The sequence below is a fragment of the Streptomyces tropicalis genome, assembly GCF_029269835.1.
In the GTDB taxonomy this organism is placed as follows: Bacteria; Actinomycetota; Actinomycetes; order Streptomycetales; family Streptomycetaceae; genus Streptomyces; species Streptomyces tropicalis.
The window spans coordinates 564,955-588,160 of sequence record NZ_JARJBB010000002.1 but is presented as its reverse complement, the minus strand read 5'-3'; the positions used below and the strand labels follow the sequence as shown (position 1 = coordinate 588,160).

The window sequence follows — 23,206 nt, the reverse complement described above, 5'->3', positions numbered from 1 at the left end:
GAGTACATCCAGTACGCGGGCGACGCTCCGCCTTGCGATGCTCCCCCACAGCCTGAACGGCGTGGGAGGTGCCCCCAGCACCGGACGCCGCGAGCATCCCGGCACACCTTTCCGGCCACAGCACTAGTGCCGTGGCCCGAAAGGCGTGCCGGGCGCCGCGGGCCGGTGAACCTTCTCGGTCACAGCACCCAGGCACGTCGCCCCCCTGCGGGGCACCGACGGCGGCCCGTCCTCTCCCCCGAGTAAGGACGGGCCGTCGCCGGGAACACACTCTGCTCACCGGGAACGGCCTGTTCAACGGCTGTCCGTGCGCTGTGGCACGGAAGTGACCGTTCCGCCACGGTGTCCGCGCTCTGCCACAGCCGCCGCCGCGCCTGGCGGACACCCCCGCGGGGCACCCCGCACGGGCCCCCCACCCGGGCCCGCCGCACCGCCCGGTCCCGCGCGCGGGAACCGAACCGCCGCCGCTGTCGTCACTCGCTGTGAGCGGGAACGCGAGGGACGCCGTGGAGGTGAGCGATGGGCGCCTGGCAGCCGCTGCCGGACGATCTGCCGCCGGAGGTGCGGCACTTCGTGGAGCAGCTGCGGCACCTCAAGGACAGCACCGGCCTCAGCCTCGTCGCACTCGGTGCCCGCACGGCCTACAGCAAGTCCTCCTGGCAGCGGTACCTCAACGCCACCCAGCCCCCGCCCCGGCAGGCCGTCGCCGCCCTGTGCCGGGTCGCGGGACTGGCCGGTGCGGACGCCGAACGGCACGCCCTGCGCTGGGAGATGGCCGTCCAGGCATGGCCCCGCCCGGTGACCGAGCCGCCCCGGCCGTCCCCGGCGGAGGCCCCCGCCGCTCCCCCCGGCACCGCTCCGGGGGCGGGCAGGGGCCACGGGGCCTACGAGGACGACCCGACCGTCCCCTGGTGGGACCGCCCGGAGCCGGAGCCGGCGGCCGCACCGACCGGGCGCCTGCTGCTGTGGGCGCTCCTGCTGCTGGTCGCGGTGCTCCTCCTCGCCGTCGTCGGCGCCGTCGCGTTCGGCTGACCCTCGCGCCTCGGTACGGCCGCGCGAGGCGACGGGACGGGGCCGGGACCGCCCTCCGGTGCCGACGCCCCTGGTGGGACACTGGGCGCCGGACCGGGAGGTGCGCACCGGCGCACACTCCGGCCCCCGTGCTCCCGTGCGCCCCCGCCCCGGGAACTGGGATCCTGGCCCGGAGCATCCCCGTGGGTAGCCACACCGGGGACGCGGCGCGGGAGCCACGCGCGGGGAACACACGCACTGCCGGGGGAAAGAGGGGGAGCGATGCCTCGTTGGAAGGCCCTGCCGGACGAACTCGACCCGCAGGTCGAGGAGTTCGTCAGCCACTTGCGCAGGCTCGTGGACCGCGGCGGCCTGAGCGTCGGCGCGCTCGCCGACCGCACGGGCTACGGGAAGGTGTCCTGGGAGCGCTACCTCAACGGCGGGCTGCTGGCGCCCAAGGGCGCGGTCGTGGCCCTGGCCGAGCTGACCGGCACCGCGCCGGTCCACCTCATCACCCTGTGGGAGCTGGCCGAACGGTCCTGGAGCCGTTCCGAGTCGCGTCACGACCGGACCATGGAGGCGATCCGGATCTCCCAGGCGCGCGCCGCGCTCGCGGACCCCGTCGAGGCGGCCGCCACCGGGGGCCGGAGCGGGGGTGCCTCCCGCAGGGGCGCCGGCACCACGCCGGCGCCCCGGGACGCGGGCCCGTCCGACGCGGGACCGCCCGCCCCGCCCGGCCCCGCCTCCTTCGCTCCCGCGGTGCCCGCGCAGCCGACGGCGGCCGAGGCGGACGTCCGCGACGGCGTGCCCTCGCCCGGCGCGCCGTCCGGCACGGCCCCGGGTGCCGGGGTCTCCGCTGCCGACGCCGACGGCGGCACCGACGGCGGCACCGGCACCGACACCGACGGCGGCGACGGAACCGGCAGGGGGTCCCGTCCGGGTCCCGGTGCGGCCCGTTCCCGTACCGCTTCCGGTTTCGAGTCCGGCTCCGGTGGCGCCCCCGCGTCCGACTCCGCGGCCGACTCCCGTTCCGGCGGCACCCGTACCGCCGCGGACTCCGGGGGCCGCACCGCAGGCTCCGTGTCGCGTGGGACCTCGCGTCCCGCCGCCGACGCGGAGGACGAGGCCGGCTCCGCACGCGAGGCCGGCTCCGCACGCGACGCCCGCTCCGGCCCCGGCGCCCCGTCCGCGTCCGGCCCCGAGGCCGATCCCGGCGAGGAGGCCACCACCGGTTCCGCCTCCGATTCCGGCTCCACCCCGCAGGTGCGCAACTCGTGGGGCCTTCAGGGATACCGGGGACCCTCCCCGTCCGGTCGCCGCACCCCCGGAACGGGCGCCGGGGCCACCGCGGGTTCCGCCACCGGACCCGAGGGAACCGCCCGCACCCCTGCTGCCCCCGGCCCGTGCGCCACCCCGCAGAACCCGCGGTCCCCGCAGTCCGCACCGGCCTCCTCCCCGCAGCCGCCGGACCGCCGTACGCAACCGCCCCAGCAGGCCCAACCGCCCCAGCAGGCCCAACCGCCCCAGCAGGCCCCCGGCATCGGGCCGAAGGAGGCCCGCAGGCAGCAGGTGCTGATGTTCTTCGCGGGGCTGGTCACCGCGTCCCTCGTGATGGGCCTGGTCCTCTACTTCACGGGCGGCACCGGCGGCGGGCGGGCCGGCGGGACGGGGAAGCCGCCGCGGGCCGCCGCGAGCGCCGCTGTGGACCTGCCGCCCGGCGTCAAGTGCAGCGGCGCGGGGTGTACCGGAAAGGATGCCGAACACATGGGCTGCAGCGGCGAGTTCGTGACCACGACGGCGAGCGCCACCGTCGGCACGACCGTCGTGGAGGTCCGCTACAGCAAGACCTGCGGTGCCGCCTGGGGCCGGATCACCCGGGCCGTCCCGGGCGACGAGGTCCAGGTCCGTGTCGGCGCGCGCAGGCAGAGCGGCACGATCACGTCGGCGGGGGACACCATCGCGTACACGCCGATGATCGCCGTACCGAACGCGACCGCGGCCAGGGCCTGCGCGACCCTGGCGGCCGGGCAGACGGGGTGCACCCGGTAGGCGTCACGGGGGTGTCCCGTGAACATGTCGCGGAGGCCGGCATGACGTCCCCGGTTCGGGGCAGGGGAGGAGTACCCCCACGGGAGTCCGGTTCTCCGGCAACCCCCCCATGGCGGCCGCCCTCGTCCCCTCGGTGGACGGGCGGCCGCCGCCTGTTTGTAGGGCCGCCGTCACTCTGTGGGACGGGCCACACGGGGCGGGCGGTCCCGGATGCCGGATGCGCGATAGCCTGATCGCCGGATCTCTCTTGACGCCAAGAGATCGATCATCCGTACCCGTGATCGGTCATCGTGGCGGCGCCGGTCACGAGCCGGCGCGGGGGATCCCGTACCCCCGGGGCAGGGACGCCCCACCGCCAGCTGTCATACGGAGAACGCCATGACCCGCACTCCCGTGAACGTCACCGTCACCGGCGCGGCCGGCCAGATCGGTTACGCCCTGCTCTTCCGCATCGCCTCCGGCCAGCTGCTCGGCGCGGACGTGCCGGTCAAGCTGCGCCTGCTGGAGATCACCCCGGCGCTGAAGGCCGCCGAGGGCACGGCCATGGAGCTCGACGACTGCGCGTTCCCGCTGCTGCAGGGCATCGACATCTCCGACGACCCGAACGTGGCCTTCGACGGTGCCAACGTCGCCCTTCTCGTGGGCGCCCGCCCGCGCACGAAGGGCATGGAGCGCGGTGACCTCCTCGAGGCCAACGGCGGCATCTTCAAGCCGCAGGGCAAGGCCATCAACGACCACGCCGCGGACGACATCAAGGTCCTCGTCGTCGGCAACCCGGCGAACACCAACGCCCTGATCGCCCAGGCCGCCGCCCCGGACGTCCCGGCCGAGCGCTTCACCGCGATGACCCGCCTGGACCACAACCGCGCGCTGACCCAGCTCGCGAAGAAGACCGGCTCCACGGTCGCCGACATCAAGCGCCTGACCATCTGGGGCAACCACTCGGCCACCCAGTACCCGGACATCTTCCACGCCACCGTCGCCGGGAAGAACGCCGCCGAGGTCGTGGGCGACGAGAAGTGGCTCGCCGAGGACTTCATCCCGACCGTCGCCAAGCGCGGTGCCGCGATCATCGAGGCCCGCGGTGCCTCGTCGGCCGCCTCCGCCGCCAACGCCGCCATCGACCACGTGCACACCTGGGTCAACGGCACCGCCGACGGCGACTGGACCTCCATGGGCATCCCGTCCGACGGCTCCTACGGCGTGCCGGAGGGCCTGATCTCCTCCTTCCCGGTCACCACCAAGGACGGCGCGTACGAGATCGTCCAGGGCCTGGACGTCAACGAGTTCTCCCGCGCCCGTATCGACGCCTCCGTCAAGGAGCTCGCGGAGGAGCGCGAGGCTGTCCGCAGCCTCGGCCTCATCTGACGCACCGTCACCCCGGTCCCGACCGGCACCCCGCCCCGGCGGCGGCGCCGCGGATCGCACAGGCCCCGTTCCGGTTCTGTCCGGAACGGGGCCTGTGGCGTGTTTTTGACGCTACCGTCGGGAGCGGTACCCAACAGGGTGACTTCGGGGGGTTCGCGATGAAGGACGAGTACGGGCACGGCTCCGGTCCCGCGCCGGAGGACGAGCCGGGCGGGGAGCGGGCCGGGACGGCGGAGGCCGTGCCCGAGCGGGACGCGGAGCAGCCGCCCTGGGCGTCCGCCCCGACACGGACGACGCCCCTGCCGCCGCCTCGGGCCGCCGCGCCCCCGCCCCCGGGTGCCGCCGCCGCGCCCCGGCGCGGCACCGGCCCGGACCCCGCCGTCCCCCACGCGCCGTGGCCGCCCGCCGCGCCCCCCTGGGGTCCGTCCGGGGCGCCCGCCCCCGGAGCGGCGGCGGGGACGCCGGGAGGCGGTGGGCCGGGAGGCCGTATGCCGGCCCCGGCACCGCTCCCGCCCGGCTGGGCCGCCGCCCCGGCCGCCCCCGGGCACGCACCCGCATCCGCTCCCGGGCACGCCGGGGCCCCCGGATTCACCGGGCACACCCCGGCCCCCGCTCCCGGGTACGCCCCGCCGACCGCTCCCGGAGGCGGCCGCGTGGGCCGTCTGCTGGCCGCGTTCGCCGTCACCGCACTGGTGGGCGGGGGCGCGGGCGCCGGGGTCTGGTACGTCGCCCGCGGCCACGTCGGCACCGGTACGGGCGCGGCCCCGGTGGTGAGCGCCCCGGCGGCCACCCCGGCCACCGTCCCGGTCACCGCCACGGCGGGCGGCGACGCAGGGCCGGCGGCGCCCGGGGCCGCGCCGGCGCCCGCGTCCCCGTCGGACCGCACCGACGCGGCCTCCCCGGTCACCGGGTCCGTGCCGGACGGGTACCGCCGCGTGCGCGACCCCCTGGGCTACACGCTCGACGTGCCCACGGGCTGGACCCGGCGGCAGAAGGAGGGGGAGAAGGCCCCGGTCGTCACCTGGGACGCGCCGGACGGCGGCCGCCGCCTCCAGATCTTCGCGCTCGCCGAGGACTCTCCGGCCGCCTCCCTGGACCTCGCCGAGAACGACCCCGGCTACGGCTTCGCCCGCCAGCCCGGCTACCAGGCGCTGTCCCGCGACGCGTCGTCGTCCTGGTCCGAGATCACCTACCGCTACGACGACCCGGGCCTGGGCGCCCGCCGGGTGATCGACCACCGCTTCCGGGCCGCCGACGGCACCCTCTACGCGATCCGCGCCGGCGGCCCGGAGACCCTCTCCCCGGACGAGCTGAGCACCCCGCTGGCCACGGCCCTGGCGTCCTTCTGCCCTCCGGGCGGCCGGTGCGGCGGCTGAGACCGTCCCTCACGAGAGCGTCCGGTCGAGCGCAGTGCAGCTGGGTTCCGCTACCGGTGCCCCATGCACACCTCTATGCTGATGATCCATCATATTCTTTGCGCTGCAAGCATGTTCGATCAACGGGGGATGGGCGTGAGCGCCGCACACGTGCCGCAGCAGACGCAGCCGGCCCACGCCGCGGCCACGGCGACACCGCCGTATGCCAGCGAGGCGACCCGGCTGCTGAGCGCGGGGACCTACGTCGATGCCGCCTACCGGGACCGGGTCATCGACGAGCTGTACCTGAACGAGCAGCGCATCGTCGCCCCCTCGCTCGGCTTCGACGCCGCCCGCGTCCTGGCCCACGCCCTGCGCGCCCGGCGCCTGGAGCTCGCCTGGGGAGGAGCGGTCCTCGGGCTCTGGGTCGTGGGCGCCGCGCTCACCGAGGGGTGGGCGGCCGTCTTCGCCGGGCTCGGCCTGCTGCTCGCCCTCGCCCCGCTGGTCCGGGGACGGAGCGAGAACCCGCCCCTGTACCGTCGGGTGCCCGCCTGGCTCCTGCGCTGGTACGGCCGCACCGGCCTGGCCCTTCTGCTGATCTTCACCGTGATGATCGCGTTCGGCGCCGGCGACGACTCGACGATGCCGCTCGGCACCCCTTCCGATGCCTCGTTCAGCGGCCCGGCCGGTGCGTTCGGCCCGTCCGCCTCGGTCGACGCCGTGCAGGCCTGGATCGCACTCGCCGTCCTCGCGCTCATCGCCGTCTGCCTCGCCGCCCATCGCGGCCAGGTCGCCCGGTCGCTGGCCGCGGAACTCTCCTCGGACCGCTTCCCGGACGCCGCCGGGGACCCCGCCCACCAGGTGGAGTCGGAACGGTTCCGGCGCATGGCCGCGCGCATCCGCACCGAACAGCACCAGAGCCTCGTCATGTACCACGAGGCCCGCCCCTTCTGCGGGGCCGGCATCGCGTACGACACCTGGGTGCTCGCCGTGGAGCTGCGCCCGGACGGCATGAAGGAGCAGCGCCCGCTGAGCAACAGGGCCGTGCTGGAGACCGTCCGCCCGTTGCTGGAGCAGCTCCGCGAGTCCGCCGCGACCGCCGAGTACCCGGTGCGCGACCGGTTGTGCCGGCTGGAGATCGACGAATGCGTCTTCCTCCCCGTGGAGGGGCTGCTGCGCCGCGAGGACGCCCCGTACCATCCGCAGGCCTTCGAGGACCACCGGGCGCGCGCCGTGGAGGAAGGAGCCGAGAAGCGGCGGCACTTCCTGCGCGTCCGCATCGGCGGCTGGGGGGAGGAGCTGGTCGTCAGCGTCTTCGTCCGCGTGCACACCCAGGGCCGGATGCTGATGCTGGAGGTCGCCCCGCACGTGCTGGCGCCGGTGCACGAGGCGTTCAAGGAGGCCGACCGCACGGCTCACCGCTACAACCGCAACAACCTGCTGGGCAAGGCCGCCGACGCCCTGTCCCGGGTGCCGCGGTCCTCGGGTGTGGCCCTGCTCGACTTCGGCCGGGTGGCCGTCTTCGGCTGGCGCATGCTCACCGCCGGCAACGCCGGTGCCCTGCCGGAGGGACCTGCCCTCTCGGTGCGGGAGCTGGGCGCGGCGCCGAGCGCGTCGCTGTTCCAGGCGATGGACGTCGACCGCTACCTGCGCGCCGTGCAGGACCGCATCGCACATGGCGTGCGCACGGCGCTCGCCGACGCGGGCTACCTGACCGGCGAGTTCGTCCAGAAGATCGTCAACGTCAGCAACGGCGGGGTGAACATCGACTCGGTGGCGGGATCGACCTTCGCCGTCGGCTCCCACGCCACCGCAAGCAGCGGCACCGTGCCGCAGAAGGGAGCGGACGGCGATGAACGGTCCGCATGAGCCGAACGTGACCATCGGCGACGTCTCGGGCAGCACCTTCGCCATCGGCAGTCACGCCAGCGCGGTGAGCCGGCACGGCACCGCTCGGCAGCCCGACGAGGCGACCGAGCAACTGCTGGCGGCGGTGCGGGAGCTGAGGGCCGACCTGAGCCGGGTGCGCGGCACGGAGCAGTCCGCGGCGCTGGACGCCGAGCTCGCCGGGGCGGAGGAGGAGATCACCGCCACCGGTCAGGCCGGCCCGTCCCGCCGCGACCGATTGCGTCGACTCCTCGCCGACTCCCAGTCCCTGCTGAGCGTCCTCGCCTCGGCGGGGTCCCTGGCCGGCCAGCTCGGGCTGTGAGAGCGGTGCAGGCGGCCTCCGCCGGACGGGGGGCCACGGGGACGGGGCGGGAGAGAAGCGGGCGATGAGCGGCGGGCAGCGGTACTGGAACGAGGAGTCCCAGCGCTGGGAGGACGCCGGCGGCGGGCGTGCCGCGGCGACCGCTCCGGTCCCGGCCCGCCCGGACCACCTGCCGCTGGTGCCCGAGAGGCCCGCCGACCCGCCCCCGGTGTCCGGGCCCGGCGAGGGCCGGCGACCGCCCCAGAGGCCCGAACCCCCGGGAACGCCGGGCTCGCCCGGCCGTGTGCTGTGGTTCAAGGTGGCGGCCGGGGCAGCCGTCGTCGGGGTCGTCGCCGCGCTGGTCGTGGTGAGGCAGACCGGCGGTCACCCGGCCCCGTCCCCCACCGCCGCCGCGAGTGCCTCGCCCGCGGCGCAGTCGCCCACGGACGGTCCCACCTCGCCCGGCGCCGGCGCCACCGGCGGCACGGCCTCCGCCTCGGCCCCGCCCGACGGGTACCACACCGTGCACGACCCCGCCGGCTTCGCCATGGCCGTGCCCGACGGCTGGGAGCGCAGCACGCGCAGGACCGGCATCTTCTACTCCGCCGACGGGGACCGCAGGCTGCTGCAGATCTTCGTCGTCACGGAGCCCGGGATGACGCCGCTCGAGGCGGTGCAGCAGTCCTCCCGGAACCTGCGGAGCCAGCCCGCGTACACGGAGATCGGTGTGGACGAGGTCGGTGCTCCCGCCGGCGCGTCCGCGGCGGTGGGCGACGACGCGGCCCGGCTGGTGTACGCGTACGACAGCAAGAAGCTGGCCCAGCGCAGGCAGGTCGTCGAGTACGCCTTCACGGCCTCCGACGGCAAGGAGTACGCGCTGCTGGCGGCGGGCCCGGCCGGGGAGTGGCCCCGGCCGCAGCGCGACGCCGACGCGGCCCTGGCGTCCTTCTGCCCATCGGGCGGCACCTGCGGCTGAACCGCCGCCCCCTGCCGGAACGTCCGCCGTGCTCGCAGCCCGCCGCGCGGCGGACGGAGCACGCCGTGCAACGGGAGCCGGCCGGACGGGGGGACCGCACGGAGGGGAGTGCGGTGGCGCCGTCGGGGCATGACCCCCCAGGGGGGCGGACACCGATATAGCGCCACACGAGACACTTGCGTCACTTTCGTTGTCTGTTGTCCCAAAGTTCCGTGACACGGAACACTTTCGGCCATGGATTGCGCATGCAATTCGAGGGGAGGGGGCAGCCGCTAGAAGTCCCTATGAGTGACACCGATGTGACACAGGGCAACTGAGCAGGAACGGAAGGCAATACCGATCATGGCGGACCGAACGAACCCTCCGACGCGCAGCACCATCCACGCGGGTGGGGAATGGCTGGAAGCGGTTTCCGGGGCCACGCGCGAGATCCTCGACCCCGCGGACGCCACGCCGTTCGCCGTGGTCGCCGAGGGCGACGAGAAGGACACGGACCGCGCCGTCGAGGCCGCCCGCCGCGCCTTCGACGGCGGCCGGGGCGCCTGGCCGGCCACGCCGGTCGCCGAGCGGGCCGCCCTGCTGCGCCGCGTGGCCGACCTCCTGGTCCGCGACCGGGAGGAGCTCGGCCTGCTGGAGAGCCGCGACGCGGGCAAGACCGTGGAGGAGGGCCGCGTCGACATCGACTGCGTCGCCGACGCCTTCCGCTACTTCGCGGACCTGGTCGCCGCCGAGGCCCCCGGCCGGGTCGTCGACGCGGGGTCGCCGGACATCCACAGCGTCGTCGTCCACGAGCCGGTGGGCGTGTGCGCGCTGATCACCCCCTGGAACTACCCGCTGCTCCAGGCCAGCTGGAAGATCGCCCCGGCACTGGCGGCGGGCAACACCTTCGTCATCAAGCCCAGCGAGATCACCCCGCTGACCACGGTCGCGCTGATCGGGCTGCTGGCCGAAGCGGGGCTGCCCGCCGGTGTCGCCAACATCGTCACCGGCCCCGGCCACACCGTCGGCGCCCGGCTCTCCGAGCACCCCGACGTCGACCTCGTCTCCTTCACCGGCGGCCTCGTCAGCGGCACCAAGGTCGCCCAGGCCGCCGCCCCGACCGTCAAGAAGGTCGCCCTCGAACTCGGCGGCAAGAACCCCAACGTCGTCTTCGCCGACGCCTGCGCCACCGACGAGGGCTTCGACACCGCCGTGGACCAGGCGCTCAACGCCGCCTTCATCCACAGCGGCCAGGTCTGCTCGGCCGGCGGCCGGCTGATCGTCGAGGAGTCCGTCGCGGAGCGCTTCGTCGCCGAACTGGCCCGCCGTGCAGAAAGGATCCGCCTCGGTCGCGGCACCGAGGACGGCGTCGAGTGCGGCCCGCTGGTCTCCGAGCAGCAGCGCGACAAGGTCGAGGCGTACGTCGCCTCCGCGCGGGCCGAGGGCGCCGTGGTCCGCAGCGGCGGCAAGCGGCCCGAGCCGTCCGCGCAGCGGCCCGCCGACGGCTACTTCTACGAGCCCACCGTCCTCGACCGGTGCCACCGCGAGATGAAGGTGGTCCGCGAGGAGGTCTTCGGACCGGTCCTCACCGTGGAGACCTTCCGCACCGAGGACGAGGCCGTCGAGCTCGCCAACGACACCGAGTACGGCCTCGCCGGCGCGGTGTGGACCGCCGACGCGGGCCGCGCCCGCCGCGTCGCCGCCCGGCTCCGGCACGGCACCGTCTGGATCAACGACTTCCACCCCTACCTCCCCCAGGCGGAGTGGGGCGGCTTCGGCAAGAGCGGCGTCGGCCGCGAACTCGGTCCCGCCGGACTCGCCGAGTACCGCGAGGCCAAGCACGTCTACCAGAACCTCGCGCCGCAGCCGGTGCGCTGGTTCGCGGGCTGAACCCCGGCCCGTCCGGCGCACCCGCGCACTCGTCCCCGTACCGGCCCACGACCCCCCGACCCCCCGCTCCTGACCCTCCACCGGAGTACCACCCTGATGCCAGACAACACCCACGAGTACGACTACGTCGTCGTCGGCGGCGGCACGGCAGGCTCCGTCATCGCCTCCCGCCTCACCGAGAACCCCGACGTCACGGTCGCCGTCGTCGAGGGCGGCCCGAGCGACGTCGACCGCGACGACGTGCTGACGCTGCGCCGCTGGATGGGTCTGCTCGGCGGCGAACTCGACTACGACTACCCGACGACCGAGCAGCCGCGGGGCAACTCGCACATCCGGCACAGCCGCGCCCGCGTCCTCGGCGGCTGTTCCTCGCACAACACCCTGATCGCCTTCAAGCCGCTGCCGTCCGACTGGGACGAGTGGGAGTCCGCCGGCGCCAAGGGCTGGGGCGCGGTGCCGATGGAGGCGTACTACGCGCGCCTGCTGAACAACATCGTCCCGGTGGACGAGAAGGACCGGAACGCCATCGCGCGCGACTTCGTCGACGCCGCCCAGGAGGCGCTGGGCGTGCCGCGGGTCGAGGGCTTCAACAAGAAGCCCTTCACCGAGGGCGCCGGCTTCTTCGACCTCGCCTACCACCCGGAGGACAACAAGCGCTCCTCGGCCTCGGTCGCGTACCTGCACCCGGTGATGGACCAGCGGCCGAACCTGACGATCCTGCTGGAGACCTGGGCGTACCGGCTGGAGCTGGACGGCACCCGCGCCGAGGGCGTGCACGTGCGCTCCAAGGACGGCGAGGAGACCCTGCTGCGGGCCCGCCGCGAGGTCCTGCTGTGCGCCGGAGCGGTCGACTCGCCCCGTCTGCTGATGCACTCCGGCATCGGCCCGAAGGCGGACCTGGAGCGGCTCGGCATCCCCGTCGTGCACGACCTGCCCGGCGTCGGCGAGAACCTGCTCGACCACCCCGAGTCGGTCATCGTCTGGGAGACCGAGGGCCCCCTGCCGGAGAACTCCGCGATGGACTCCGACGCGGGCCTGTTCGTGCGCCGGGACCCCGAGCACGCGGGCCCGGACCTGATGTTCCACTTCTACCAGATCCCGTTCACCGACAACCCGGAGCGACTGGGCTACGAACGGCCGGAGTTCGGGGTGTCGATGACCCCGAACATCCCCAAGCCCAGGAGCCGCGGCCGGCTGTACCTGACCAGCGCCGACCCGTCGGTCAAGCCGGCCCTGGACTTCCGCTACTTCACGGACGAGGACGACTACGACGGCCGCACCCTGGTCGACGGCATCCGCATCGCCCGTGAGATCGCCCGGACCCAGCCGCTGGCCGGCTGGCTGAAGCGGGAGGTGTGCCCGGGCCCCGACGTCACCGGTGACGAGGAGCTCGGCGAGTACGCCCGCAAGGTCGCGCACACCGTCTACCACCCGGCGGGCACCTGCAGGATGGGTGCCCCGGACGACGAACTCGCCGTCGTCGACCCCGCATTGCGCATCCGCGGTCTCGACGGCATCCGCATCGCCGACGCGTCCGTCTTCCCGACCATGACCGCGGTGAATCCCATGATCGGCGTCCTCATGGTCGGGGAGAAAGCCGCTGACCTTATCGGAAGTGAGGCCTGATGGCTCTCGCAGTCCCCACCCGCAAGCCGCCGAGCGACGACGACGCCGGCACCCCCGTCTTCTCCGTGGAAGGCCTGTGGAAGGTGTTCGGCCCCAAGGCCGAGCGCGTCCCGGCCGACCCCGAACTCTCCGGCCTGGAACCCGCGGACCTGCGGGAGAGGGCCGGCTGCACGGCCGCCGTCCGCGACGTCAGCTTCGACGTCCGCAAGGGCGAGGTCTTCGTGGTCATGGGCCTGTCCGGCTCCGGCAAGTCCACGCTGGTGCGCTGCCTGACCCGGCTGATCGAGCCGACCGCGGGCAGCATCGCCATCGAGGGCGAGGACGTCCGCGCGATGGACAAGTCCCGGCTGCGCGAACTGCGCCGCCACCGCGCCGCGATGGTCTTCCAGCACTTCGGCCTGCTGCCGCACCGCACCGTCCTCGACAACGTCGCCTACGGTCTGGAGATCCAGGGCGTCGGCAAGACCGAGCGGCGCGAGCGCGCCGCCCAGGTCGTCGCCAAGGTCGGCCTGGAGGGCATGGAGGACCGCCGCCCCGGCCAGCTCTCCGGCGGCCAGCGCCAGCGCGTCGGCCTGGCCCGTGCCCTCGCCGTCGACCCCGAGGTGCTCCTCTTCGACGAGCCGTTCAGCGCGCTCGACCCGATGATCCGGCGGGACATGCAGGAGGAGGTCATACGCCTGCACGCCGAGGAGGGCCGCACCATGGTCTTCATCACCCACGACCTGGCCGAGGCCCTCAAGCTCGGCGACCGCATCGCCCTCATGCGCGACGGCCGCATCGTCCAGCTCGGCACCCCCGAGGAGATCGTCGGCTCCCCGGCCGACGACTACGTCCGCGAGTTCGTCCGCGACGTCCACCGCGAGCAGGTGCTCACCGTCCGCAAGGCCATGCGGCCCGCGGCCGGTGAGGAGACCACCGGTGGTCCCGCACTCGCCCCCGACGCCACCGTGTCGGAAGCCATCGAGGCCGTCGCCCGCACCGGCGCCCCCGCCCGCGTCATGGAGGAGGGCCGCTGCCTGGGCGTCGTCGACCATGAGCGCCTGCTCGGGGTCGTGGCCGGAACGGAGCAGCGCAAGGAGGCGACCTGATGGCCACCATCACCGCATCCGCGCCGCGCGCCGCGCTGCCCGGCGCGCTCCGGCACCGTCCCGTGCAGAAGCTGCTCGTGCTGGCGGTGATCGCCGCCGTGCTGGTGCCGGTCGCGAGCGCCCGCTGGACCGGCAGCAGCTGGCCCGACGCGCTGACCGTCGACCTCACCAAGCCGCTCGGCAGTGCCAGCAACTGGGTCATCGACAACCGGGACAGCAGCCCGCTGTTCCTGTACTTCCTCGGCTACGTCAGCAACGCCGTCGTGCTGTCCGTGCGCGGGGTCTACCTGACCCTGCTCGCGGCCGGCTGGGCCGGCGTGACGGCCGCCGCCGCCCTCGTGGCCTGGCGGGTGGCCGGCGTCCGGCTCGCCCTCGGCACCGCCGCCGCGTTCGTCGCCTGCGGCCTGCTCGGCATGTGGGTGCCGACCATGCAGACACTGGCCCTGATGGTCGTCGCGGTCCTCGCCTCCGTCCTGGTCGGCGCGGTCCTCGGTCTCGCGGCCGGCCTGTCCGACCGCATGCACCGCGCCCTGCGCCCGGTGCTGGACACCATGCAGGTGCTGCCCGCGTTCGCGTACCTGCTCCCCGTGGTCCTGGTCTTCGGCATCGGTGTGCCCGCCGCCGTCCTCGCCACCGTCGTCTACGCCGCCCCGCCCATGGCCCGGCTCACCGCCCTCGGCCTGCGCGGCGCCGACCCGGAGGTGCTGGAGGCCGTCGAGTCCCTCGGCTCCACCTCCCGCCAGCGCCTGCTCACCGCGCGCATCCCGCTGGCCCGCAAGGAGCTCCTGCTCGGCCTCAACCAGACGATCATGATGGCGCTGTCCATGGCCGTCATCGCCTCCGTGATCGGCGCCGGCGGCCTCGGTGACCGCGTCTACCAGGCACTCGCCTCCGTCGACGTGGGCGCCGCGCTCGCCGCGGGCATCCCGATCGTGCTGCTCGCCGTCGTCCTGGACCGGGTGACCGGCGCGGCCGGCGACCGGCTCGGCCAGGAGACGCGCAGCACGCGCCCCTGGCTGTACGTCGCCGCCGCCACCGTCGCCGTCGCCGTGGCCACCCGGCTCGGCGGCCTGCTGGACTGGCCCTCGGGCTGGACCGTCGGCATCGCCGAGCCGGTGAACCGCGCCGTCGACTGGATGACCGCCCACCTCTACTCCGGTGTCCCCGTCGTCGGCGGCACCGCGGACTGGGCGGCCCACTTCACCACCTGGATCCTCGACCCGGTCCGCTCCGGGCTGCTGTGGCTGCCCTGGTGGTCGGTGCTGCTGATCGTGGCCGCGCTGGCCTGGCTGATCGGCACCTGGCGGACCGCGCTGACCGCGGTCCTCGCCATGGCCCTGATCGGTGTGCTCGGTGTCTGGAAGCCGTCCCTGGACACCCTGTCCCAGGTACTGGCCGCCGTCGCCGTCACCCTCGTCATCGGCTTCGCCGTCGGCATCGCGGCGGCCCGCAGCGACCGCTGCGAGCGCCTGCTGCGCCCGGTCCTGGACGTCTTCCAGACGATGCCGCAGTTCGTGTACCTGATCCCGGTCGTCGCGCTGTTCGGCGTGGGCCGCGCCCCCGCCGTCGCCGCGGCCATCGTCTACGCGCTGCCCGCCGTCGTCCGGATCACCACCCAGGGCCTGCGCCAGGTCGACCCGGCGGCGCTGGAGTCGGCCCGCTCGCTCGGCGCCACCAGCGGGCAGCAGCTGCGCCAGGTGCAGCTGCCGCTGGCCCGCCCGGCGCTGCTGCTCGCCGTCAACCAGGGCGTCGTCCTGGTCCTCGCGGTCGTCATCATCGGCGGCCTCGTCGGCGGTGGCGCGCTCGGCTACAACGTCGTCTTCGGCCTGGCCCAGGGCGACCTGGCGACCGGCCTGGTCGCCGGCATCGCCATCGTCTGCCTCGGTCTGATGCTGGACCGGGTGACCCAGCCCACCGAGCGCCGTGCGCAGAAGGGAGCGTGACATGAGGTTCCACCGCAAGACGGCCCTGGTCGCGGCCGCGGCGGCCACCGCGTCGCTGCTCACCGGCTGCGGCGCCGCCGACATGACCAAGCAGGCGTCGCCGTTCGCCAACGCGCAGGGCTCCAAGACCGTCACCCTGTCCGTGCAGTCCTGGGTCGGCGCCCAGTCCAACGTGGCCGTCGCCCAGTACCTGCTGGAGCACGAGCTGGGCTACCGCGTCGACACCGTCCAGGTCGACGAGGTGCCCGCCTGGGACGCCCTGAGCCAGGGCCGGGTGGACGCCATCCTGGAGGACTGGGGCCACCCGGACCAGGAGAAGCGCTACGTCAAGGACAAGAAGACCATCGCCCCGGGCGGCGGACTCGGGGTGACCGGGCACATCGGCTGGTTCATCCCCACGTACCTCGCCAAGCAGCACCCGGACATCACCGACTGGAAGAACCTCAACAAGTACTCCTCCCTCTTCCGCACCGCGGAGAGCGGCGGCAAGGGCCAGCTGATGGACGGCTCGCCGTCCTACGTCACCAACGACAAGGCCCTGGTGAACAACCTGAAGCTGAACTACCAGGTCGTCTTCGCCGGTTCCGAGGCGGCGCAGATCACGCAGATGAGGCAGTTCTCCAAGGAGAAGAAGCCCTTCCTGACGTACTGGTACTCGCCGCAGTGGCTGTTCAAGAAGGTCCCCATGACGGAGGTGAAGCTGCCGCCGTACAAGGACGGCTGCGACGCGGACACGGCGAAGGTCGCCTGCGCCTATCCGCACACCCCGCTGCAGAAGTACCTCAACGCCGACTTCGCGAAGTCCGGCGGCAAGGCGGCGGCCTTCCTGAAGAAGTTCCACTGGACCACCGAGGACCAGAACCAGGTCTCGCTGATGATCGCCGACCAGAAGCTGTCCCCGGCGGACGCGGCGAAGAAGTGGGTGGACACCCACCGGTCCACCTGGAAGGCGTGGCTGTCCTGACCCTCCTCACGGATCCCGGCGCACCCGCGCCGCGATCTCCCGCAGCGCCGCCGTCGCCCGGCGCTGCAGGCCCGGACCGAAGGTGACGCGAGTGGCCCCGAGCCCGCCCAGCACGGCGGGCGAGGGGCCCTCGCCGTCCAGCGCGGCGAGGGCGTTGAGCGGACCGGGGGTCCCGGCGCGCAGCCGGGGCAGCGCCCGGGGCGGGGCGCCGATCGGGTACACGCAGTCGGCGCCCGCGGCGACATACAGCGCGGCCCGCTCGAGGGCGCTCCCGACGGTCCGGTCCGGGTCGCCGCGGCCGTGCAGGAAGACGTCCACGCGGGCGTTGACGAACAGCCGGTCCCCGGCGGCGGCCCGCACCTCGGCGAGCCGGTCGGCGTGCGCCTGCGGATCCGTCAGCACGCCGTCGCGGGAGTCCTCCAGGTTGCAGCCGACCGCCCCGGCCTCCAGCAGCCGCTCCACCAGCTCCCGCGGGGCGAGCCCGTACCCGTCCTCGACGTCCGCGGACACCGGCACGTCCACCGCGCGTGCGATCCGCGCCACCGCCGCGAGCATCTCCCCGGCCGGGGTCCGGCCGTCGGCGTACCCGAGGCTCGCGGCGATGCCGGCGCTGGGCGTGGCGAGCGCCGGGAAGCCGGCCTCGGCGAACACCCGCGCGGCCGCCGCGTCCCACGGTCCCGGCAGCACCAGGGGGTCGCCGGGCGCCCGGTCGTGGTGCAGGGCGCGGAAGACCCCGGCCGTGTCCCCGGGCCGGCCCGGCGGCCGCGGACCGGGGGCCGCCGCCGTCACCGGTGCCGCCCCGGGACGTAGTGGCCCGGCACCGCGCGGAAGGCCACGCCGAAGCGGTTCCAGGCGTTGATCACCGCGATCGCGGCGACCAGCTGCGCCAGCTCCGCCTCGTCGAAGTGCTCCGCGGCCCGCGCGTACACCGCGTCGGGCACGAAGCCGTCGGTGAGGACCGTGACCGCCTCGGTCAGCTCGATCGCCGCCAGCTCCCGCGCGGTGTAGAAGTGCCGGGACTCCTCCCAGGCGCTCAGCTGCACGATCCGCTCCACGCTCTCGCCCGCCGCGAGCGCGTCCTTGGTGTGCATGTCCAGGCAGAAGGCGCAGTGGTTGAGCTGCGAGGCGCGGATCTTCACCAGTTCGCACAGCCGCGCGTCCAGTCCCCGGCCCGCTTCCGCCGCCAGCCGGATCATCGCCCGGTAGACCTCCGGCGCGTGCCGGGCCCAGGGGAGCCGGGGCCGGTGCTCGGGGGCGTACCCGTCCTCGTCCGCCGTGGTCCTCGCATGCGCCGTGGCCGCCGCATGCGGCGTGAGTCCGTCGTTCGTCGTCGTCATGGGATCGAGCCTAGGAACGGAGCAGCCCAGGAGTATGGTCCATTTCCATGGCGGAAACCTGGGCCACCTCGGGCGTCGACCTCCACCTCGAACCGGGCGCCGGACCGGGCCTGCGCCGCGGCCTGACCGACGCCCTGCGCGAGGCCGTCCGCACCGGCCGCCTCGCTCCCGGCGCCCGCCTGCCGTCCTCCCGCTCCCTCGCCGCCGACCTGGGCATCGCCCGCAACACCGTCGCCGAGGCCTACGGCGACCTGGTCGCCGAGGGCTGGCTCACCGCCCGCCAGGGCTCGGGCACCCGGGTCGCCGAGCGGGCCGTGACCGAGCCGGCCGGCCCCGCGCCCCGCCCCCGCACCGCACCCCGGCCCGCCCACGACCTGATCCCCGGCACCCCCGACCTCGCCGCCTTCCCCCGCGCGCAGTGGCTCAGGGCGGCCCGCCGCGCCCTGTCCGCCGCCCCGCACCTGGCCCTCGGCTACGGCGACCCGCGCGGCCGCCCGGAACTGCGCACCGCCCTCGCCGGCTACCTCACCCGGGTGCGGGGCGTGCGCACCGACCCCGACCGGGTGCTGGTGTGCGCGGGTTTCGCGCACGGGCTGCGGATCCTCGGCGCGGTCCTGCGGGCCCGCGGCGTGCACACGGTCGCCGTCGAGTCCTACGGCCTGGACGTCCACTGGGCGCTGCTCACCGGGGCGGGGCTGCGCGTCCGCCCGCTGCCCTTCGACGCCCTCGGCACCGACCCCGTACCGCCGGACGGCACCGGCGCCGTGCTGCTCACCCCCGCGCACCAGTTCCCGATGGGCGTGCCGCTGCACCCCGACCGGCGCGCGGCCGTCGTGGAGTGGGCCCGGCGCACCGGCGGCCTGGTCCTGGAGGACGACTACGACGGCGAGTTCCGCTACGACCGCCAGCCCGTCGGCGCGCTCCAGGGCCTGGACCCCGCCCACGTGGTCCACCTCGGCACCGCCAGCAAGGCCCTCGCCCCGGGACTGCGGCTGGGCTGGATGGCGCTGCCGCCGGGCCTGGTCGGGGAGGCGGCGGACGCCAAGGGCGGCAGCGACACCTGCGGGGTGCTGGACCAGCTCACGCTGGCGGAGTTCCTCGCCTCGGGGGCGTACGACCGCCATGTGCGCGCCTCCCGGCTGCGCTACCGCCGCCGCCGGGACGCCCTGGTCGCGGCGCTCGCCGCACGCGCCCCCGACGTCCGCGTCACCGGCATCGCCGCCGGTCTGCACGCCGTGCTGCGGCTGCCGCCGGGCACCGAGACCGCGGTGGTCCAGGCGGCCGCCTGGCAGGGGCTCGCGGTGCACGGGCTGGCCCGCCACCGCCACCCGGACGCCGTCACCGACCCGCTGGACGCGCTGGTCGTCGGCTACGGCACGCCCCCGGACCACGCCTGGGCGGGGGCGCTGGACGCCCTGTGCCGGGCGCTGCCCTGACCCGGACCGGGCCGGGCAGGAGGCACTACGGCGTCCCGGCGGGCTCCTCCACCGGGACGTCGGCCGGCGCCTCGCCGAACCGTGCGAGCGCCAGCGCACCGGCCACCGCCACCGCGAACCCGAGGACCGCCAGCCAGGCCAGGCCCTCCCGGGTGCGGTCGCCCAGCCACACCACGCCGATCGCGGCGGGCCCGAGGGTCTCGCCGATCACCATGCCCGCCGTGGCGGTGGTGACCGAGCCGCGCTGCAGTGCCGAGGTCAGCAGCAGGAAGGCCGCGCCGCCGCCCAGCAGCAGCGCGTAGGTCGCGGGGTTGGTCAGCAGCTCGACCGGAGCGAGCGAGTCGATCAGGCGCACCGACACCTCCACCACGCCGAACCCGAAGCCCGCGCCCAGCCCCAGCACCAGTGCCCGGCCGCGGCCGTGCAGCCGGCCGCCCACCGCGCCCAGCCCCATCACCAGGGCCCCGGTCGCGAGCATCGCCCACTTCAGCTCGTCCGACCCGCTCCGGCCGCCCTCCGCGCCCGACGCCAGGCCGAGCATCGCCAGCCCGGCGCAGACGACGCCCACCGCGCCCCACTCCGTCCCGCTCAGCCGCACGTGCAGGAGCCGGGACGCGACGACCGCCGTCACCGCCAGGCTCGACGCGAGGGCCGCGCCGACCGCGTAGATGGGGATCGAGCGCAGCGCGACGATCTGGAGCAGGAAGCCGAGACCGTCGAGTGCGAGGCCCGCCAGGTACCGCCACTGCCGCAGCGCCCGCAGCAGCAGTGCCGCGTCCCCGCCCCCGCCCTCGCCCGCCGCGCGCGCGGCGACCGCCTGGAGCACCGTCGCCGTACCGAAACAGACCGCCGCCCCCAGGGCACACACCATTCCAAAGACCACGAAGCGACTGTAGGCGAGCCCTCGGGGGACGGGTCGACCGGGCGTGCGTTCTCACGCATCTCTAGGCTTGCCGCGGGCAGCCGTGCACGGACGGCGCTCCACACATCGGACGGGGAGACGGGACATGGGCGACGCACGCCGGCAACTGCGGTCGGGCACGGTGGTACTGGGCGGGGTGGGACTGCTCGCCGCGGCCCTCACCTCCTGCTCCTCGGAACCGGACAGGCGGTGCGTGGACCGCGACAGCCACACCGCCGCCCACGGCTACCGGGTCGTCTCCGACAAGAACTGCACCTCCGGCCGGACCGGCAGCACCTGGTACTACGGCGGCAGCAGCCGCGGCGGCTGGACCGAGGGCGGCTCCTTCTCCAAGCCCCGCAAGAGCTCGGGGGGTTCGGGCGGCGGCCACGGCTCGGGCGTCGAGCGCGGCGGCTTCGGCGGCGGCCACGGCAGCTCCGGCGGCTGACCGGGCCCGGGACGCACACCATGGAACGCCGGACCACGGCCCCCCGCCCCGGCTGGCAGCAGACCGTCGAGGCGCAGGGGCTCGTCTACCCGCTCACCCGCCACCCCGACGGCTCCCTGCGCCCCTACTGGGACGAGAGCGCGTACTACGTCCTCGGCCTCGACGAGGTCGAGGCGCTGGAGGAGACCGTCGAGGAACTCCACCGCATGTGCCTGGCCGCGGCCGCGCACATCGTGGCGGAGAACCGTTTCGCCGACCTCGGCATCACCGACCCGCGCGTCGTGCGGGCGGTGGCCGGCTCCTGGCACCGGCGCGCCGAACTGCCCTCCCTCTACGGCCGCTTCGACCTCCGCTACGACGGAACCGGACCGGCGAAACTGCTGGAGTACAACGCCGACACCCCCACCTCGCTGGTCGAGGCCGCCTCCCCGCAGTGGTTCTGGATGGAGGAGCTCTTCCCCGGCGCCGACCAGTGGAACTCCCTGCACGAACGCCTCGTCGACGCCTGGCGCGAGCAGGCCGCCCTCCTCCCGCCGGGCGTGCCGCTGTACTTCGCCCACTCCAGCGCCGACGAACTGGGCGAGGACCTCATGACCGTCGCCTACCTGAAGGAGACCGCCGAGCAGGCCGGTATCGACACCGACTGGATCTCCATGGAGGAGATCGGCTGGGACCCGCTGTCCGGCCGCTTCGTCGACGGCCGGCTCCGCTTCATCCGCGGCTGCTTCAAGCTGTACCCCTGGGAGTGGCTGACCACCGACCGCTTCGCCGGCCACGTCCTGGACACCCTCGACAACGGCGGCGGCACCGGCACGACCCTGTGGATCGAACCCGCCTGGAAGATGCTCCTCAGCAACAAGGCCCTGCTCGCCGTCCTCTGGGAGTTGTACCCCGGGCACCCGAACCTGCTCCCGGCCCACCTGGACGGCCCGCGCGACCTCGCCGCCGGCACCGGCTGGGTCGCCAAGCCGCTGCTCGGCCGGGAGGGCGCCGGGGTGACCGTCCACCCGCCCGGCGCCGACCCCGCCCCGCGGGACGAGCCCTGCTGCTACCAGCAGCTGGCGCCGCTGCCCGCCTTCGACGGCAACCACGTCGTGCTCGGCGCCTGGGTCGTCGCCGGCGAGGCCGCCGGCCTCGGCATCCGCGAGTCCTCGGGCCTGATCACCGACGAGTACGCACGCTTCGTGCCCCACGTCGTCCTCTGAGCGCCACCGGCGACCGGGCCCGGGCGCCGCGCGTCAGGCGTCCAGCACCGCCCGCAGCTGCTCCAGGCCCCAGTCCAGGTCCTCCTCGCTGATCACCAGCGGCGGGGCGATCCGGAGCGTCGGCCCGTGGGTGTCCTTCACCAGGACGCCCCGGTCCATCAGCCGCTCGGAGACCTCCCGCCCGGTGCCGCAGGCGGGGTCGACGTCGATCCCGGCCCACAGGCCCCGCCCGCGCACCGCCCGCACCCGCCCGGTCCGCGCCAGCCCCTCCAGCCCGCGGTGCAGCCGCGCCCCCAGCCGCGCCGCCCGCGCCTGGTACTCACCGGACCGCAGCATCGCGATCACCTCCAGCGCCACCGCGCAGGCCAGCGGATTGCCGCCGAACGTCGACCCGTGCTCGCCCGGCCGGAACACCCCCAGCACGTCCCAGGACGACACCACCGCCGACACCGGCACGATCCCGCCGCCCAGCGCCTTGCCGAGCACGTACACGTCCGGGACGACCCCCTCGTGCTCGCACGCGAAGGTCCGGCCCGTGCGCCCCAGACCCGACTGGATCTCGTCGGCCACGAACAGCACGTTCCGCTCCCGCGTCAGCTCCCGCACCCCCGCCAGGTAGCCGGCCGGCGGCACCCGCACCCCCGCCTCGCCCTGGATCGGCTCCAGCAGCACCGCCACCGCGTTGTCCGTGACCGCCGACCGCATCGCCGTCAGGTCCCCGAACGGCACGATCGCGAAGCCGGGCGTGTACGGACCGTAGTCCGCCCGCGCCGCGAGGTCGGTGGAGAAGCTGACGAGCGTCGTCGTCCGGCCGTGGAAATTGTGGCCCGCCACCACGATCTTCGCCGTCTCCGCGGGCACGCCCTTGACCCGGTACCCCCACTTCCGGGCCGTCTTCACCGCGGTCTCCACCGCCTCGGCGCCCGTGTTCATCGGCACCACCGCCTCCATGCCGCACAGCGCGGCCAGCTCCGCGCAGAAGGCGGCGAACCGGTCGTGGTGGAAGGCCCGGGACGTCAGCGTCACCCGCTCCAGCTGCGCCCGCGCCGCCGCCACGAGCCGGCGGTTGCCGTGCCCGAAGTTCAGGGCCGAGTAGCCGGCCAGCAGGTCCAGGTACCGGCGCCCCGCGACGTCCGTCATCCAGGCGCCGTCCGCGGTGGCGATCACCACGGGCAGCGGGTCGTAGGTGTGCGCGCAGTGGGCGTCGGCTCGCGCGATGAACTCTTCGGCAGCGGTCACGGCAGCTCCCGGCAGGTCGGTCCCGGCCCCCTTCCATCGTCGCTCGCATGATGGACGCGGGCGCCTCGCCGGGGCCGCCGCCCGGTAGGCTGGCCGGCGGGCCGTGACTGGCGCGCTGGGATGGGACCGACCATCGGGGAGCGGCCCGAGCGGGAGAAGTGCCGTGCGCCTGGGCCGTACCGTGAACGCCGAACGCCACGTCC

General features: G+C 74.8%; 19 protein-coding genes and 1 riboswitch. Of the genes, 15 read left to right on the top strand and 4 right to left on the bottom strand.

The features are described from left to right. Positions 1–519: 519 nt before the first annotated feature. The 12 genes from P3H78_RS06630 to P3H78_RS06575 all read left to right on the top strand — a co-directional run bounded on the left by P3H78_RS06630 (position 520) and on the right by P3H78_RS06575 (position 16,437). The gene (locus tag P3H78_RS06630; RefSeq protein WP_276107836.1) at positions 520–1,032 is read left to right on the top strand and encodes a helix-turn-helix domain-containing protein; all 513 of its coding nucleotides are present in this window, start codon (positions 520–522) and stop codon (positions 1,030–1,032) included. A gap of 261 nt (positions 1,033–1,293) precedes the next feature. Then, positions 1,294–3,060 (top strand): DUF2690 domain-containing protein, encoded by a 1,767-nt coding sequence (locus P3H78_RS06625; RefSeq protein WP_276107835.1) that lies wholly within the window; start codon positions 1,294–1,296, stop codon positions 3,058–3,060. Positions 3,061–3,438: 378 nt separating this feature from the next. Continuing rightward, complete coding sequence (locus P3H78_RS06620) at positions 3,439–4,428, top strand: malate dehydrogenase (RefSeq protein ID WP_276107834.1); 990 nt, start codon at positions 3,439–3,441, stop codon at positions 4,426–4,428. A 653-nt stretch (positions 4,429–5,081) separates the two neighbouring features. Continuing rightward, complete coding sequence (locus P3H78_RS06615) at positions 5,082–5,804, top strand: serine/threonine kinase C-terminal domain-containing protein (protein ID WP_276107833.1); 723 nt, start codon at positions 5,082–5,084, stop codon at positions 5,802–5,804. 135 nt (positions 5,805–5,939) lie between these two features. Continuing rightward, positions 5,940–7,652, top strand: a complete 1,713-nt coding sequence (locus P3H78_RS06610) for an AbeC-like domain-containing protein (RefSeq protein WP_276107832.1) — start codon at positions 5,940–5,942, stop codon at positions 7,650–7,652. Beyond that, the gene (locus tag P3H78_RS06605) at positions 7,636–7,992 is read left to right on the top strand and encodes a hypothetical protein (protein ID WP_276107831.1); all 357 of its coding nucleotides are present in this window, start codon (positions 7,636–7,638) and stop codon (positions 7,990–7,992) included. The genes P3H78_RS06610 and P3H78_RS06605 overlap by 17 nt, the downstream gene beginning before the upstream one ends. A gap of 64 nt (positions 7,993–8,056) precedes the next feature. Beyond that, positions 8,057–8,947, top strand: a complete 891-nt coding sequence (locus tag P3H78_RS06600; protein WP_276107830.1) for a serine/threonine kinase C-terminal domain-containing protein — start codon at positions 8,057–8,059, stop codon at positions 8,945–8,947. 342 nt (positions 8,948–9,289) lie between these two features. Next, a complete protein-coding gene (locus P3H78_RS06595; RefSeq protein WP_276107829.1) occupies positions 9,290–10,816 on the top strand; it encodes an aldehyde dehydrogenase family protein in 1,527 nt (508 codons plus the stop codon). Between the two features lie 96 nt (positions 10,817–10,912). Beyond that, the gene (locus P3H78_RS06590) at positions 10,913–12,442 is read left to right on the top strand and encodes a GMC family oxidoreductase (RefSeq protein ID WP_276107828.1); all 1,530 of its coding nucleotides are present in this window, start codon (positions 10,913–10,915) and stop codon (positions 12,440–12,442) included. Then, the gene (locus tag P3H78_RS06585) at positions 12,442–13,530 is read left to right on the top strand and encodes a quaternary amine ABC transporter ATP-binding protein (RefSeq protein WP_276107827.1); all 1,089 of its coding nucleotides are present in this window, start codon (positions 12,442–12,444) and stop codon (positions 13,528–13,530) included. The genes P3H78_RS06590 and P3H78_RS06585 overlap by 1 nt, the downstream gene beginning before the upstream one ends. Continuing rightward, a complete protein-coding gene (locus P3H78_RS06580; protein ID WP_276107826.1) occupies positions 13,530–15,473 on the top strand; it encodes an ABC transporter permease in 1,944 nt (647 codons plus the stop codon). The genes P3H78_RS06585 and P3H78_RS06580 overlap by 1 nt, the downstream gene beginning before the upstream one ends. A gap of 1 nt (position 15,474) precedes the next feature. Further along, a complete protein-coding gene (locus tag P3H78_RS06575; protein WP_276107825.1) occupies positions 15,475–16,437 on the top strand; it encodes an ABC transporter substrate-binding protein in 963 nt (320 codons plus the stop codon). Positions 16,438–16,443: 6 nt separating this feature from the next. On the opposite strand, the gene P3H78_RS06570 is transcribed toward P3H78_RS06575, so the two are convergent. Then, positions 16,444–17,226, bottom strand: a complete 783-nt coding sequence (locus P3H78_RS06570) for an isocitrate lyase/PEP mutase family protein (RefSeq protein ID WP_276107824.1) — start codon at positions 17,224–17,226, stop codon at positions 16,444–16,446. After that, entirely contained in the window at positions 17,223–17,774 is a 552-nt protein-coding gene (locus P3H78_RS06565; RefSeq protein WP_276107823.1) for a carboxymuconolactone decarboxylase family protein, read from the bottom strand. Before P3H78_RS06565 ends, P3H78_RS06570 begins: the two co-directional genes overlap by 4 nt. Before the next feature lie 47 nt (positions 17,775–17,821). Here P3H78_RS06565 and pdxR point away from each other — a divergent pair, with 47 nt between their 5' ends. Continuing rightward, on the top strand, positions 17,822–19,210 hold the full coding sequence (pdxR, locus tag P3H78_RS06560; protein WP_276107822.1) for a MocR-like pyridoxine biosynthesis transcription factor PdxR: 1,389 nt from the start codon (positions 17,822–17,824) through the stop codon (positions 19,208–19,210). 25 nt (positions 19,211–19,235) lie between these two features. On the opposite strand, the gene P3H78_RS06555 is transcribed toward pdxR, so the two are convergent. Beyond that, positions 19,236–20,081 (bottom strand): DMT family protein, encoded by an 846-nt coding sequence (locus P3H78_RS06555; RefSeq protein WP_276107863.1) that lies wholly within the window; start codon positions 20,079–20,081, stop codon positions 19,236–19,238. A 136-nt stretch (positions 20,082–20,217) separates the two neighbouring features. On the opposite strand from P3H78_RS06555, the gene P3H78_RS06550 reads away from it, so the two are divergent. Both P3H78_RS06550 and P3H78_RS06545 read left to right on the top strand, forming a co-directional pair. Next, a complete protein-coding gene (locus tag P3H78_RS06550; RefSeq protein ID WP_276107821.1) occupies positions 20,218–20,559 on the top strand; it encodes a hypothetical protein in 342 nt (113 codons plus the stop codon). Between the two features lie 20 nt (positions 20,560–20,579). Then, positions 20,580–21,764: a glutathionylspermidine synthase family protein gene (locus P3H78_RS06545; RefSeq protein WP_276107820.1), complete on the top strand. Its 1,185-nt coding sequence runs from the start codon at positions 20,580–20,582 to the stop codon at positions 21,762–21,764. 33 nt (positions 21,765–21,797) lie between these two features. Here P3H78_RS06545 and rocD read toward each other — a convergent pair whose 3' ends face one another. After that, positions 21,798–23,003: an ornithine--oxo-acid transaminase gene (rocD, locus tag P3H78_RS06540; protein ID WP_276107819.1), complete on the bottom strand. Its 1,206-nt coding sequence runs from the start codon at positions 23,001–23,003 to the stop codon at positions 21,798–21,800. A gap of 93 nt (positions 23,004–23,096) precedes the next feature. Continuing rightward, positions 23,097–23,185, top strand: a riboswitch (ZMP/ZTP riboswitch). Positions 23,186–23,206: the final 21 nt, after the last annotated feature.